13 protein-coding genes are annotated in these 13,487 nt (G+C 64.0%); 9 read left to right on the top strand and 4 right to left on the bottom strand.

Going from position 1 to position 13,487, the window contains the following annotated elements; all coding sequences use genetic code 11:
• Window positions 1-77: 77 nt before the first annotated feature.
• The 4 genes from AC1D2G_RS01730 (at window position 78) to AC1D2G_RS01715 (ending at window position 5,063) form a co-directional block, all read left to right on the top strand.
• Window positions 78-773: an ABC transporter ATP-binding protein gene (locus AC1D2G_RS01730; RefSeq protein ID WP_457152045.1), complete on the top strand. Its 696-nt coding sequence runs from the start codon at window positions 78-80 to the stop codon at window positions 771-773.
• Complete coding sequence (locus tag AC1D2G_RS01725; protein ID WP_477411658.1) at window positions 773-3,322, top strand: ABC transporter permease; 2,550 nt, start codon at window positions 773-775, stop codon at window positions 3,320-3,322. The genes AC1D2G_RS01730 and AC1D2G_RS01725 overlap by 1 nt, the downstream gene beginning before the upstream one ends.
• A 283-nt stretch (window positions 3,323-3,605) precedes the next feature.
• A complete protein-coding gene (locus AC1D2G_RS01720) occupies window positions 3,606-4,385 on the top strand; it encodes a Bax inhibitor-1/YccA family protein (RefSeq protein WP_477411657.1) in 780 nt (259 codons plus the stop codon).
• 108 nt (window positions 4,386-4,493) lie between these two features.
• Window positions 4,494-5,063: an N-acetyltransferase family protein gene (locus tag AC1D2G_RS01715; protein ID WP_477411656.1), complete on the top strand. Its 570-nt coding sequence runs from the start codon at window positions 4,494-4,496 to the stop codon at window positions 5,061-5,063.
• A gap of 4 nt (window positions 5,064-5,067) precedes the next feature.
• On the opposite strand, the gene AC1D2G_RS01710 is transcribed toward AC1D2G_RS01715, so the two are convergent.
• Entirely contained in the window at window positions 5,068-5,454 is a 387-nt protein-coding gene (locus AC1D2G_RS01710) for a DUF2794 domain-containing protein (protein WP_477411655.1), read from the bottom strand.
• A gap of 737 nt (window positions 5,455-6,191) precedes the next feature.
• Window positions 6,192-6,977, bottom strand: a complete 786-nt coding sequence (locus tag AC1D2G_RS01705) for a DUF1223 domain-containing protein (protein WP_477305369.1) — start codon at window positions 6,975-6,977, stop codon at window positions 6,192-6,194.
• Between the two features lie 175 nt (window positions 6,978-7,152).
• Here AC1D2G_RS01705 and AC1D2G_RS01700 point away from each other — a divergent pair, with 175 nt between their 5' ends.
• Entirely contained in the window at window positions 7,153-7,833 is a 681-nt protein-coding gene (locus AC1D2G_RS01700; protein ID WP_477411654.1) for a ceramidase domain-containing protein, read from the top strand.
• Window positions 7,834-7,950: 117 nt separating this feature from the next.
• On the opposite strand, the gene acnA is transcribed toward AC1D2G_RS01700, so the two are convergent.
• Window positions 7,951-10,641 carry an aconitate hydratase AcnA gene (acnA, locus tag AC1D2G_RS01695; RefSeq protein ID WP_477411653.1) on the bottom strand — a complete coding sequence of 897 codons (2,691 nt, stop codon included), beginning with the start codon at window positions 10,639-10,641 and terminating at the stop codon, window positions 7,951-7,953.
• Between the two features lie 281 nt (window positions 10,642-10,922).
• Here acnA and ccmA point away from each other — a divergent pair, with 281 nt between their 5' ends.
• The 4 genes from ccmA (at window position 10,923) to AC1D2G_RS01675 (ending at window position 13,129) form a co-directional block, all read left to right on the top strand.
• Window positions 10,923-11,561, top strand: coding sequence for a heme ABC exporter ATP-binding protein CcmA (ccmA, locus tag AC1D2G_RS01690; RefSeq protein ID WP_477411652.1), 639 nt, complete (start codon window positions 10,923-10,925; stop codon window positions 11,559-11,561).
• Window positions 11,562-11,598: 37 nt separating this feature from the next.
• Window positions 11,599-12,264: a heme exporter protein CcmB gene (gene ccmB / locus AC1D2G_RS01685; protein ID WP_095083994.1), complete on the top strand. Its 666-nt coding sequence runs from the start codon at window positions 11,599-11,601 to the stop codon at window positions 12,262-12,264.
• Window positions 12,265-12,389: 125 nt separating this feature from the next.
• A complete protein-coding gene (gene ccmD / locus AC1D2G_RS01680) occupies window positions 12,390-12,557 on the top strand; it encodes a heme exporter protein CcmD (RefSeq protein WP_095083995.1) in 168 nt (55 codons plus the stop codon).
• Window positions 12,554-13,129: a DsbE family thiol:disulfide interchange protein gene (locus AC1D2G_RS01675; protein WP_095083996.1), complete on the top strand. Its 576-nt coding sequence runs from the start codon at window positions 12,554-12,556 to the stop codon at window positions 13,127-13,129. Before ccmD ends, AC1D2G_RS01675 begins: the two co-directional genes overlap by 4 nt.
• A gap of 159 nt (window positions 13,130-13,288) precedes the next feature.
• Here AC1D2G_RS01675 and AC1D2G_RS01670 read toward each other — a convergent pair whose 3' ends face one another.
• Complete coding sequence (locus AC1D2G_RS01670; RefSeq protein WP_095083997.1) at window positions 13,289-13,456, bottom strand: hypothetical protein; 168 nt, start codon at window positions 13,454-13,456, stop codon at window positions 13,289-13,291.
• Window positions 13,457-13,487: the final 31 nt, after the last annotated feature.

The following is a 13,487-nucleotide window of genomic DNA, read 5'->3' as shown; positions in this document are numbered from 1 at the left end:
CCCCATATGACCAAGGAATTCTTCCGACGGCATCCGGCAAGCAGAGCCTTCATCCCTTGATATAGGACGCTTTCATTTTGACAGAAGCCGTCATCGCGCTGAAAGACGTATCGCTGACACTTGGCGAAGGGGCGTCCTCCGTGCATGTGCTGAAGGGTGTCAGCCTCGATGTGGCGGCTGGCGAGGCGACCGGCATCGTCGGCCCTTCAGGCTCGGGCAAGTCGACACTGCTGATGGTTCTGGCAGGCCTGGAAAGGGTCGATTCGGGTACGGTCCGAATCGCCGGCGAACTGCTCAATGGCAAAACCGAGGACCAGATTGCCTCGTTTCGTGGCCGAAACATTGGCATCGTGTTCCAGTCCTTCCATCTTATTCCCAACATGACGGCGCTCGAAAATGTCGCGGTGCCGCTGGAACTCGCCGGCCATGCCGATCCGTTTTCGGTCGCGGCGCGCGAACTTGCGGCCGTGGGCCTGAGCGATCGCGTCACCCACTATCCCGGCGAATTGTCGGGCGGCGAGCAGCAACGCGTGGCGATCGCCCGGGCGCTGGCGCCGTCGCCGCGCATTCTCATTGCCGACGAGCCGACCGGCAACCTCGACCAGGCGACGGGGCGGCAGGTCGCCGACCTCTTGTTTGCCAAGGCGGCCGAGCGCGGCATGACGCTGGTGCTGGTCACCCACGATCCGGCATTGGCGGCACGCTGCTCGCGCCAGGTTTCGATGCGGTCGGGCCGGATCGAGGCGCCGGCGCCCGTCAAGGTGACGGCTTGATGCCGTTGTCGCGGACGCTGAAGCTTGCGGTCCGCTTCTCGCTGCGCGAAATGCGCGGCGGTTTGTCCGGCTTCCTGATCTTCCTTGCCTGCATCGCGCTCGGCGTCGCGGCCATCGGCGGCGTCAACTCGGTGGCGCGTTCGATCACCGCCGGTGTCGCCAATCAGGGCCAGACGCTGCTCGGCGGCGATCTCCGCTTCCAGATCAACCAGCGCGACGCCAGCCAGGCCGAGCGTGGCTTCCTTGACGGGCTGGGGGTCGTTTCGCGCACCGCCAGCATGCGTTCGATGGCGCGTCTTGCCGACGGAACCGACCAGGCGCTGGTCGAGGCCAAGGCGGTCGACCACGCCTATCCGCTCTATGGCGCGCTGGAGACCGAGCCGGCGCTGTCGAAGCAGGAACTGTTCGGCGAAGAGTTCGGCGTTTTCGGCGCTGCCGCACCCGATCTGCTGTTCGAACGGCTGCATCTGCAGATCGGCGACCGGCTGAAGCTCGGCACCGCGACCTTCGAACTGCGCGCCAGGCTGGTCACCGAACCGGATGCGGTGTCCGACGGTTTCGGCTTTGCGCCGCGACTGATGATCTCGACCGACGGGCTGGCGGCCACTGGGCTGATCCAGCCAGGCAGCCTGGTCGAGAACGCCTACAAGATCCGGCTGCCCGCCGATGCCGATGAGGCGCGGCTGAAAGCCATCCAGGATCAGGCGGCCAAGGATTTTCCGCAGGCCGGCTGGTCGATCCGCACGCGCAGCAATGCGGCGCCGGCGCTGTCGTCCAACATCGAACGCTTCTCGCAATTCCTGACGCTGGTCGGGCTGACGGCGCTGGTGGTCGGGGGTGTCGGCGTCGCCAATGCGGTGCGCGCCTATCTTGACGGCAAGCGCGGTGTCATCGCCACCTTCAAGAGCCTGGGCGCTTCGGGCGGCTTCGTCTTTGCCGTCTATCTGGTGCAGATTCTGATCATCGCCGCCCTGGGCATCGTGCTTGGCCTGGTGCTCGGGGCGCTGATGCCGTTCGCGGCCGGTGCCGCCCTCCATCAGGTCATTCCGGTGCCGGCGGAAGGCGGCTTTTATCCCGGCGCGCTCGGCATGGCGGCGCTGTTCGGCCTTTTGGTGACGCTGGCCTTCGCGCTGCTGCCGCTCGGCCGCGCCCGCGATGTGCCGGCGACCGCGCTGTTTCGCGAGATGGGGCTCGAAGGCCGCGGCTTTCCGCGCCCTGCCTATGTTGCGGCGGCCGTCGGTATCGCGCTGCTGCTGGCGGCGCTGGCCATCCTATTTTCAGGCGACCGCCGCATCGCCTCGATCTTCGTCGGCGCCACCGTCTTCGCTTTCCTGGTGCTGCGCCTGGTCGGCGCACTGGTGCAGTGGGCGGCCAGGAAGAGCCCACGTGTGCGCTTCGTGGCGCTGCGGCTCGCCGTCGGCAACATCCACCGACCCGGCGCCTTGACGCCATCGGTGGTGCTGTCGCTGGGGCTCGGCCTGACGCTGCTGGTGACGCTGGCGCTGATCGACGGCAATCTCAGGCAACAAATATCGGGCAGCCTGCCGGAGCGGGCGCCGAACTTCTTCTTCGTCGACATCCAGAGCAGCGATGTCGATGCGTTTTCCACGCTGATCGGCAAGCAGGCGCCGCAGGGGACGCTGGCCAAGGTGCCGATGCTGCGCGGCCGGGTGATGGCGCTCAACGGCGTCGATGTCGACAAGGTCACGGTGCCGGCGGAAGGCGCCTGGGTGCTGAAAGGCGATCGCGGCCTGACCTATGACGCCAGGCAGCCGGACAACTCGACGCTGACCGAGGGCAGCTGGTGGCCGGACAATTATGGCGGCGAGCCACTGGTCTCGTTCTCTGCCGTGGAGGGCAAGGAGATCGGGCTGAAGCTTGGGGATACGATCACCGTCAATGTGCTTGGCCGCAACGTGACGGCGAAGATCGCCAATTTCCGTCAGGTCGAATGGGAGACCATGGGCATCAATTTCGTCATGGTGTTCTCGCCCAACACATTCGCAGGGGCGCCGCATGGCTGGATGGCGACGCTGACCGAAAAGACCGCCTCGACGGCCGACGACGCGCGGATCCTCAATGCCGTCACCCGCGCCTTCCCGGCGGTGACGACAGTCCGGGTCAAGGATGCGCTCGACGTCGTCAACCGGCTGGTTGGGCAGCTCGTCACGGCGATCCGGGCTGCCGCCGGCGTGGCGCTGATCGCTTCAGTGCTGGTGCTTGCCGGTGCGCTTGCCGCCGGCAACCGGGCGCGCATCCATGACGCGGTGGTGCTGAAGACACTGGGCGCCACACGCACGACCCTGATTGCCGCCTTCTCGCTCGAATACATGCTGATCGGGCTCGCCACCGCGATCTTCGCCCTGGCGGCAGGTGGTGCGGCCGCCTGGTTCGTCGTCGCCCGCATCATGACCTTGCCTTCGCATTTCATGCCTGAGGTGGCGGTGGCGACCATTCTGTTTTCGCTTGTCATCACGGTCGGCATCGGTCTCGCCGGCACCTGGCGGGTGCTCGGCCACAAGGCCGCGCCGGTGCTGCGCAACCTCTGACTATTCACCGACCGCAAGTCCGACGCAAAACCGCTGCACGCTTTGGAATTGCTCTGAATTCCGCCCGCCGGGACCGAGATTTGGTTAAATCGGAGTAATGTTGGGCCGCCAAAGGCCGGAAAACCGCATCGCGGATGCCTCACGAAGCATTACACCCGGTTACGGTCTTGTTCTTGACGCGAATTACCATCATATTTCGCCGTAGGCATGCTGGAGCCCCGCCAGCGGCGCCTGGGTCCGGTGGACCTGACACCCGACGGGGCAGAAGCAATAGAGGACTCCCATGGCTGAACCCATTCGCAACTATCAGACGCGCGCCGTGCCCGGCGCCGGCGTTGATGCAGGCATCGATCAGGGCCTGCGCGCCTATATGATCAAGGTCTACAATCTGATGGGGCTTGGCCTCCTCATCACCGGTCTTGCCGCGGTCGGCACGATCATGCTGGCCACCACCACCGATCCGGCCTCGGCCGTCGCAACGCTGCCGAGCGGCCAGATGCTGACCTCCTTCGGCTACGCGATCTTCGGCTCGCCGCTGCGCTGGGTGGTGATTTTTGCCCCGCTGGCCGCCGTGCTGTTCCTGTCGTTCCGCGTCCAGTCGATGAGCGTTGCGGCGGCACAGACGACGTTCTGGATCTATGCAGGCCTCGTCGGCCTGTCGCTGTCGTCGATCTTCCTGGTCTATACCACGGCCAGCATTTCGCAGACCTTCTTCGCCACCGCCGCGGCTTTCGGCGCCCTGTCGCTGTTCGGCTACACGACCAAGCGCGACTTGACCGCTATGGGCTCGTTCCTGATCATGGGCGTGTTCGGCATCATCATCGCGTCGGTGATCAACATCTTCCTGCAGTCGTCGGCGCTGTCCTTCGCTGTCTCGGCGATCGGCGTGCTGGTGTTCGCGGGCCTCACCGCCTACGACACGCAGAAGATCAAGGAGATGTATTTCGATGGCGACGCTTCGGATGTCGCCGGCCGCAAGGCGATCATGGGCGCGCTGAGGCTCTACCTCGACTTCATCAACCTGTTCATGTTCCTGCTGCAGTTCATGGGCGATCGCCGCTAGTTAGCAGCGACTTGGACCATTGAGTTCCAAAGGGCGGCCCAACGGCCGCCCTTTTCTTTTGTGTCGGGTTTTGCTGTTATTACGGCAGAATAACGGCGTGCATAAATAATGAGCAGTATCATCATGCGGCCCGCAACGGCGGCTGACCTCGACCGGATCACGGAAATCTACGCCGACGCGGTCAGCCAGGGCACGGCGAGTTATGAGCTGGAGCCGCCCAGCCGCGCCGAGATGGGCGAGCGATTCGACACCTTAGTGGCTGGCGGCTTTCCCTATCTGGTGGCAGAAAAGGACGGCGCCGTGCTCGGCTATGCCTATGCCGGCGCTTTCCGGCCGCGCCCGGCCTATCGCTTCATCGTCGAGGATTCGGTCTATGTGGCGCCCGAGGCCAAGGGCCAGGGGGTCGGGCTGTTGCTTATGCAAAGCCTGATCGAGTCCTGCCGGGCGGCGGGCTTCCGTCAGGTCATCGCGGTGATCGGCGACGGGCGGCCGGAGAGCGCCTCGGTGCGGCTCCACGAAAAGCTCGGCTTTCGCCATTCGGGACGCCTAGAAGGCTCCGGCTACAAGCACGGGCGCTGGCTGGACACGGTGTTCATGCAGCTCCCGCTGAATGGCGGAGCGCTCGCTCCACCCGATCCCGATTCGCTACCGGAGCGAAAATTCCGCCAGCAAAAATAAAGGGTTAGGCCTCGACGAGTTTCAGCTTGCTGTCGAAGATGCCAAGCACGCGGCCGAGCTCCTGGCCGCGCTTGAGGATGCGGCCGCCGGCGGCAACAACGGCAAAGGCGCCCTGCTTGCGTGCCAGTTTCGGGTCCTTGACGATCTGGAACAGCGGCACTTCGCTGGTGCGGCGGAACACCGAAAACACAGCCCTGTCGGTGAGATGATCGATGGCGTAGTCGCGCCACTGGTTGGCGGCGACCATGCGGCCGTAGAGCCTCAGGATCTGGTCCAGTTCACGCCGGTCGAACCGCACCGGCTGATCGAGGCGCTCAGGTCGCGCCTCGTGCAGCGGGATCAATATTGCGGATGCGTCAACATCCCCCGTCCCGCCGCTGTCGTCAGTCATGCCTCGATCCTTCAAAATGAATCTTTGCCAACCAAAGTTGGCGCGTTCGCAGCTGAATTGCAAGACCCGGCGAAGCAGGGCGGAAGCGCGCTGTTTCTGCAACGTCCAGTCACTTTTATGAAACGCCTTGTTGGAATTGGTGATGCTTCGCCATATTCTCGCCGTTTTTTATCCGCGCTCCTGCCCCAATGTCCGACGAGTTTACCCGCGTTGCCTGAGACGGTTCGGTCCGGCACCGGCTCGTAAACCCCAAGCCCCCCGCCCACGGGTCTGCGTCGGATCGAACCAACCTCGGTCTTTCTTCGGAAGGATCGGGTGCGACGATCCCAAAACCTAAATGACCGACGTCAGAAGCAAGCTGACGTCGGTTTTTTGTTTTTGGGGCGGAGCGCGGGGCAATGCTGCGAGGCAGAGCACGATCGTTGTTCTGTAGCGATCCTTCCCACCCCCTGTCCTGCCGGACATCTCCCCCGCAAGGGGAGAGATCGGATTTCACTTCTGCTTTCGCCAATCTCCAATGTCGAACAAGATGGCGAACACGACAAAGCTGCCAATCTCCCTCCTTGCGGGGGAGATGGCCGGCAGGCCAGAGAGGGGTGCTGTCCCGCCGACATCAAGGTCCTGTAAAGCTGTGGCGTCAGCGCATCGTTGCCTTGCCCTGCCCTGCCTCAGGATGACGAAATGACGATCGTCTCGCTATCGGCGAAACGGAACGCGCCAATCGAGATGTGAAAGCTTCAAGGCTTATGAATGAAGGCGGCGCCGAGAATGGGGCCGGGCAGACCATCCCTGCCGACCGACTGCAGCAGCACGGCGCAGCCGCCCTTCTTGGAGATCTCGCTCATCGGCAATTCATAGCGCTGCGCCTTGCCGTGCCACATACCGGCGGTCTGGATGCCCGAGACCGCGTTCCAGTAGGTCAGCTTGCGGCCGGTGTTCTCACCCTGGCCGATCTTGACCGTCTGCGGCGGGTCGAAATAGACGATGACGACATGGGCATCGCTGGGACCGTTTCCGGCATCGCCGGCGTCGATCATCACGCGGTCGCTGGTCCGGCTGACCTTGACCGCGACCCGCATGCCCTGGCCGCTCTTGGCCATCCGCGCCAGCGCGCCATCGACATCGACGCGGCTGGCGCCGTTGACATGGACGCGGCCGTTGATGACGGCCTGCGGCGTGTAGACGGAGCGGCTGCCGAAGGCGCGCATATAGTCATTTTGCCGCTCGGTGTTCTCCTTGCGGCTCAGCGTGTCCTGCCAGCCGAGATAATCCCAGTAGTCGACATGGTAGGCGAGCGCGACGATGTCTTCCTTGGCGGCCAGTTCGGCGAACAACGCATCGGCCGGCGGACAGGAATTGCAGCCCTGGCTGGTGAACAGCTCGACCACGCCCAGGGGCCTGTCGATCTGAGGTTTGTCGGCCTGCGTCTTGGCGGGCTCGGCGGTTTGGCCGATGCCGGCAGCCGCTGAGAAGGCCAGCGCAAGGGCCGCCAGCCATAATGTTTTTCGCGAGGCCATGGTCATTCCGATTCCCGCCGGTGGCGCCGGCTTTATTGTCGTTGCTGGAATATGTGGCAGAAGCGGAAGTCAACGGGAAGTCACGTTGCGGTGAAATTTTTGCCGTTGCAACCGACCGCAGCGGCGCAATAGGAGAAGGGCTCGCAGTTCAGGGTAGAAACCGATTCGGGCGGCAATCACGATGTGGCAAACTCTTTCGGCACCGATCGATCTCTATTGCGAGCGAACCGGGCCGGAACTCTGGTCCGAGCCGGTCAATGCCCTGACAAACCTTGCCTTCATCGCGGCCGGCCTGTGGGGTGTGCGCGAGGTGCGAAGGCTGCGCACCGGCACCTTCGCCGAGGTGCTGGCCTGGTGGGTGGTGGCAATCGGCATCGGCTCGACGATCTTCCACACCTTCGCCACCAGGGGCACGGTCTGGGCCGACGTGCTGCCGATCGCCGGCTTTACGCTGGCCTATACGCTGTTCAACCTGCGCCGCTTCCTCGGCATGCAATGGGGCAAGGCGATCGCCATCTTCGTCGCCTTTTACGTGGTTGCCGGGCTGCTGACGCTGGCGGTGCCGGACTGGCTTCGCCAGGCCTCGAACGGCACGACGGGCTACCTGCCGCCGTTCCTGGCGCTCGCCTTCTTCGGCATAGTGGTGGCGGCCAGCGGCAATCGCGCCGGCTGGTACAATCTGGCGGGATCGGCGATCTTCGTCGTGTCCGTCATCTGCCGGATGGTCGACCCGCTGGTCTGCGCCGGTTTCCCGCTCGGCGCGCATTTCCTCTGGCACATCCTCAACGGACTGATGCTCGGCGTGCTGCTGGCCGCAGCGGCGCGCTTCGGAGCGCCGAAGAATAGGGGAATAGGGGAATAGGGGAATAGGGGAATAGGGGAATAGGGGAATAGGGGAATAGGGGAATAGGGGAATAGGGGAATAGGGGAATAGGTCTTCCCCTTCCCTACTCCCTTACCGCCCTACTCCCTCACTCCCCTAAGCCGCCAGATCGCGCAGCACGTATTGCAGGATGCCGCCGTTCTTGAAGTAGTCGAGCTCGTCCAGCGTATCGATGCGGCAGATGATCGGCACGTTCTTCACCGTGCCGTCGCCATAGGTGACCTTGGCCGTCATCGTCTGGCGCGGCTTGATGGTGCTCAGCCCGTCGATCTCGACCAGTTCGTCACCCTTCAGGTTGAGCGACGCCCAGGATGTGCCGTCCTCGAAGACAAAGGGGATGACACCCATACCGACCAGGTTCGAGCGATGGATGCGCTCGAAGGACTGGGCGATGACGGCGCGCACGCCGAGCAGATTGGTGCCCTTGGCCGCCCAGTCGCGCGACGAGCCGTTGCCGTATTCGACACCGGCGAAGATCACCAGCGGCACGCCTTCCTTCTTGTATCCCATGGCCGCGTCGTAGATCGATTCCTCTTCCTTCGACGGGTAGTGGATGGTGTAGCCGCCTTCCCTGCCATTCTCGCCCAGCATGTGGTTGCGGATGCGGATGTTGGCGAAGGTGCCGCGCATCATCACCTCATGGTTGCCGCGACGCGTGCCGTACTGGTTGAAGTCCGCGACGCCGACGCCATGGTCGGTGAGATATTTGCCCGCCGGCGAGGCCGCCTTGATCGAACCGGCCGGTGAGATGTGGTCGGTGGTGATCTTGTCGCCGAACAGGCCGAGCACCCGCGCGCCCTTGATGTCGCCGATCTTGCCGAAACCAGCGGTCATGCCGGCGAAATAGGGCGGGTTCTGCACATAGGTCGAGTTGTCGTCCCAGGTGTAGGTCTGGCCTTCCGGCGCCTCGACGTTCTGCCAGTATTCGTCGCCCTTGAAGACGTCGGCATATTTGCGGGCGAACAGCTCGCGGGTGACGTTCTTCTCGATGAACTCCTGGATCTCGGCAGAGCTCGGCCAGATATCCTTGAGGTAGACCGGATTGCCGTTCTTGTCGTCGCCGAGCGGCTCGGTGGTGAGGTCCTTGGTGACGGTTCCAGCCAACGCGTGCGCGACGACCAGCGGCGGCGAGGCGAGATAGTTCGCCTGCACGTCGGGCGAGACGCGGCCTTCGAAGTTGCGGTTGCCGGACAGGACCGCGGCGGCGATCAAGCCTTTTTCATTGATGGTTTTCGAGATCGGCGCCGGCAGCGGGCCGGAATTGCCGATGCAGGTGGTGCAGCCGAAGCCGACCAGGTTGAAGCCGATCTGGTCGAGCTCCTTCTGCAGTCCGGACTTTTCCAGATATTCTGCGACCACCTGGCTGCCCGGCGCCAGCGAGGTCTTGACCCACGGCTTCTGCTTCAAACCGAGGCGGTTGGCGTTGCGGGCCAGCAAGCCGGCGCCGATCAGCACGCTCGGGTTCGAGGTGTTGGTACAGGAGGTGATGGCGGCGATGACGACATCGCCATGGCCGAGATCGTGGTCGGTGCCGTCGACGGCGTAGCGCTTGTGGATCTCGGCGGCCTTCTTGTATTCGGTCTCCATCGCCTTGGTGAAGCCTTCCGGAATGCCTTCCAGCGCGACGCGGCCTTCGGGCCGCTTGGGGCCGGCCATCGACGGCACGACGGAACCAAGTTCCAACTCGAGCAGGTCGGTGAACACGGGGTCGGCCGAGCCGGTGTCGCGCCACAGGCCTTGCGCCTTCGAATAGGCCTCGACCAATGCGATGCGATCCTCGCTGCGGCCGGACATTGTGAGGTAGCGGATCGTTTCGMTGTCGACCGGAAAGAAGCCGCAGGTGGCGCCGTATTCGGGCGCCATGTTGCCGATGGTGGCGCGGTCGGCCAGCGTCATGTTGGACAGGCCCGGGCCGAAGAACTCGACGAACTTGCCGACGACGCCCTTCTTGCGCAGCATCTGGGTGACGGTGAGCACGAGGTCGGTGGCGGTGACGCCTTCCTTCAGCTTGCCGGTGAGGCGGAAGCCGATAACCTCAGGCAACAGCATGGAGACAGGCTGGCCGAGCATGGCCGCCTCGGCCTCGATGCCGCCGACGCCCCAGCCGAGCACGCCAAGGCCGTTGATCATCGTGGTGTGCGAATCGGTGCCGACGCAGGTGTCGGGATAGGCGGTGGTTTCGCCGTCCTCGGTGTTGGTCCACACCACCTGGCCGAGATATTCGAGGTTGACCTGGTGGCAGATGCCGGTGCCGGGCGGCACGACACGGAAATTGCGGAACGCCTGCTGGCCCCATTTCAGGAACTTGTAGCGCTCTTCGTTGCGCTCGTATTCGAGCTCGACATTGCGGGCGAAGGCCAGCGGCGTGCCGAATTCATCGACGATGACGGAATGGTCGATGACGAGGTCGACGGGAACCAGCGGGTTGATCTTCTGCGGATCGCCGCCGAGCGAGGCCATGGCGTCACGCATGGCGGCAAGGTCGACCACCGCCGGAACGCCGGTGAAATCCTGCATCAGCACACGAGCCGGGCGATAGGCGATCTCGACGCCGGCGGTGCCCTTGTCGGTCAGCCAGCCGGCGACCGCCTGGATCGATTCCTTGGTGACGGAGCGGCCGTCCTCGTTGCGCAGCAGGTTCTCCAGCAGCACCTTCATCGAATAGGGCAGCTGGGCAATGCCGGTGAGGCCGTTCTTCTCGGCCTCGATGAGATCGAAATAGACATACTCCGTACCGCTTGCGGTCAGTGTGCGGCGGCAATTGAAACTGTCGAGGGATTTTGACACGTGCGATCCTTGTCTGTTCAGCCTGAAAGGGAACGGACGCCGATGGCATGCAATCACGCGCAAAGGTGCGGGTACGGCCATTTCCGCTGTCCGTTCCCAAGCAACCCGAGCCGTTCAAGGCGGCGCGTGCGCTGGTTCGGCGCTAATTCTGTTCCCGCGCCGACCGCTGGCACGGATGCACCGCATATAGAGAATTTTCTGGAATAGTTCTAGACAGTTGCAAAGCAAATTTGTGCGATGCGGCAGCTGCCGCGACACATGGTTTTCAGGGCAGGCGAGGGATGCGGCTGATCGCCGAAAATCTGGGCGGCGAACGCGGCGGCGACACGGTGTTTTCCGGCATCGGCTTTGCCCTGGAGGACGGGCAGGCGCTGGTCGTCACCGGTCCGAATGGTGCCGGCAAATCGACCCTGTTGCGGGTCATCGCCGGGCTGCTGCCGGTGGCCGAAGGCAGCGTGCGGATCGAAGGCGTTGTGAAGTTTGAAGACGTTGTGGAGATCGAAGACGGGGGCGAGGCATTTCCGTCGATCGCTGCGGCCTGTCATTACCTTGGTCACCAGAACGCCATGAAGCCTGCGCTCAGCGTGGCGGAAAATCTGCGCTTCTGGCGCGACTTCAACGGCGATGGACATGCCGGCGTCGAAGAGGCGCTGGAAACGGTCGGGCTGGGCGGCATCGGCCACCTGCCCTTCGGCTATCTCTCGACCGGGCAACGGCGGCGCGCGGCGATCGCCAAGCTTCTGGTCAGCCACCGTCCGCTGTGGCTGCTTGATGAGCCGACGGCGGGGCTGGACAAGGCTTCGGAGCGGCGATTTGCGCAGTTGATGGGGAAGCATTGTGGGGAGGGTGGGATCATCGTTGCGGCGACGCATTTGCCGCTGGGATTGGATGAGGCGAAGGAATTGAGGATGGGGCAGTGATGTCGGCGTTCCTTCCTGGGCAAAGGCACCTCAAAGCATGCTAGCCCTCTTCCTGCGCGACATCCGTCTCAACATCCGTGCCGGCGGCGGGGCTTTGACTGGGGTCATCTTCTTCCTCGCCGTCATCGCCACCATCCCTTTCGGCGTCGGGCCGGACCTCAAGCTGCTTGCCCGCATCGGACCGGCGATCCTCTGGATTGGCGCGCTGCTCTCTTGCCTGCTTGGCCTTGACCGGCTGTTCCAGGCCGATCGCGAGGACGGCTCGCTCGATCTGCTGGTGCTCGGCAACGACCGCCACATGCTGGCCTTGACGGTGCTGACCAAATGCCTGGCGCATTGGGCGGGCAGCGTGCTGCCGTTGGTCGTCGCCGCTCCCTTGCTCGGCCTGTTCATGAACATGGAGCCGATCAGCATCGGTGCCACGGCGCTGACGCTGCTCGTCGGCACGCCGGCGATCACCTTTATCGGCGCCGCCGGCGCGGCGGTGGCGGTGGCGTTGCCGCGTGGCGGGCTGCTGATCTCGGTGCTGGTGCTGCCGCTGACCATCCCGGTGCTGATCTTCGGCGTTTCGGCGAGCTACGGCGCGACGGCCAATCCCGATCCGTTCCTGCAGCCCTTCCTCATTCTTGCCGCGCTGACCTTGTTTCTTGCGGTGCTGGGCCCGGTCTCAGCGGCGCTGGCGCTTCGTCATGGAACGGATTGAGGTGACATCAAAGGCTGCGGCGCGGCGCCCGATTGCGAAGCCGATGGTGCGGGGATAAGGGAAGGCATGTTCGAATTGGGCGACATGACCGGTTTGGAAAGCGGCACCTTGGCGGGGCCTGACGTATGAGCGCGCACGCCCTCTACGTGACCGCCGCCTATACGATCACCGCCGTGGTGCTGGCCGGGCTGGTCGGCTGGATCCTGCTCGACCAGCGGGCGCGCAAGCGCGAACTCGCTGAACTCGAAGCGTCAGGCGTGCGGCGGCGTTCCGACAAGGGCGCCAAGCCATGAGCATGGAAACGGAAACGCCACCACCCAGTCGCCGCCTATTCGTGCTTTTGCCGCTGTTGATCTTCCTCGGCCTGGCCGGACTGTTCCTGTCGCAGCTGTTGTCGGGGCGCGATGTTTCGGAAGTGCCGTCGGCCCTGATCGGCCTGCCGGCGCCGCAGACGAACCTGCCGGCGCTGGAGGGCATCAATCTGCCCGGGCTCGATACGAAATCCTTCGCTGGCAAGGTGACGCTGGTCAACGTGTTTGCGTCGTGGTGCGCGCCGTGCCGCGAAGAGCACCCGGTGCTGCTGGCGCTGGCGCAGGACAAGCGTTTCGTGATGGCGGCGCTGAACTATAAGGACCAACCGGAAAACGCCCGCCGGTTCCTCGGCGATCTCGGCAATCCGTTCCAGGCGATAGGGGTCGACGAAGCCGGGCGCACGGCGATCGACTGGGGCGTCTACGGCGTGCCGGAAACCTTCGTCATCGGCAAGGACGGAAGGATCGCCTACAAGTATGTCGGGCCGCTGACGGCCGAGGCGGCGCGGATGGTGTTGTTGCCGCAGATCGACAGGGCACTGGCGGCGCATTGATATTCAGGTGTTGCCGGCCTGCAAACGGCGGCTTCCTGAGCTTCGGGTGCTCACGTGCCCAAAAGTACGCTCCGCTCCGGTTCTCGGAACCCACCAATCTCGGCTCGGCCTGATCTGAGTCTCAACGCGCCCGACCGGCGCCGAGCAATAGACCTGAGATCAGCCGTAGATCTGCTTGTGGACCTGGTAAAGCATTTCCGAACGGTCGGCGCGCATGTCGGCCAGATCGCGGCTGGAAAAGCTGTCGATTTCGGCGACGAGGCGGTTGTAGTGCTTGCGCTTGGCAATGCTGGTGCGAGCGCGGGTCATGAGATCGTTGAAGATCATAGCAAGGTTCCTTCTGTGCCGCGTTTCTGGC

The organism is Mesorhizobium sp. P2_C7 (assembly GCF_056404515.1).
The sequence above is the reverse complement of the archived record's forward strand: the minus strand, read 5'-3'. Positions and strand labels throughout refer to the sequence as shown.

Bases quoted from the DNA above. Each gene is read 5' to 3' on its own strand.
- AC1D2G_RS01725 (WP_477411658.1), top strand. From the start codon at position 773: ATGCCGTTGTCGCGGACGCTGAAGCTTGCGGTCCGCTTCTCGCTGCGC.
- AC1D2G_RS01720 (WP_477411657.1), top strand. From the start codon at position 3,606: ATGGCTGAACCCATTCGCAACTATCAGACGCGCGCCGTGCCCGGCGCC.
- AC1D2G_RS01715 (WP_477411656.1), top strand. From the start codon at position 4,494: ATGAGCAGTATCATCATGCGGCCCGCAACGGCGGCTGACCTCGACCGG.
- AC1D2G_RS01710 (WP_477411655.1), bottom strand. From the start codon at position 5,454: ATGACTGACGACAGCGGCGGGACGGGGGATGTTGACGCATCCGCAATA.
- AC1D2G_RS01705 (WP_477305369.1), bottom strand. From the start codon at position 6,977: ATGACCATGGCCTCGCGAAAAACATTATGGCTGGCGGCCCTTGCGCTG.
- AC1D2G_RS01700 (WP_477411654.1), top strand. From the start codon at position 7,153: ATGTGGCAAACTCTTTCGGCACCGATCGATCTCTATTGCGAGCGAACC.
- ccmA (WP_477411652.1), top strand. From the start codon at position 10,923: ATGCGGCTGATCGCCGAAAATCTGGGCGGCGAACGCGGCGGCGACACG.
- ccmB (WP_095083994.1), top strand. From the start codon at position 11,599: ATGCTAGCCCTCTTCCTGCGCGACATCCGTCTCAACATCCGTGCCGGC.
- ccmD (WP_095083995.1), top strand. From the start codon at position 12,390: ATGAGCGCGCACGCCCTCTACGTGACCGCCGCCTATACGATCACCGCC.
- AC1D2G_RS01675 (WP_095083996.1), top strand. From the start codon at position 12,554: ATGAGCATGGAAACGGAAACGCCACCACCCAGTCGCCGCCTATTCGTG.
- AC1D2G_RS01670 (WP_095083997.1), bottom strand. From the start codon at position 13,456: ATGATCTTCAACGATCTCATGACCCGCGCTCGCACCAGCATTGCCAAG.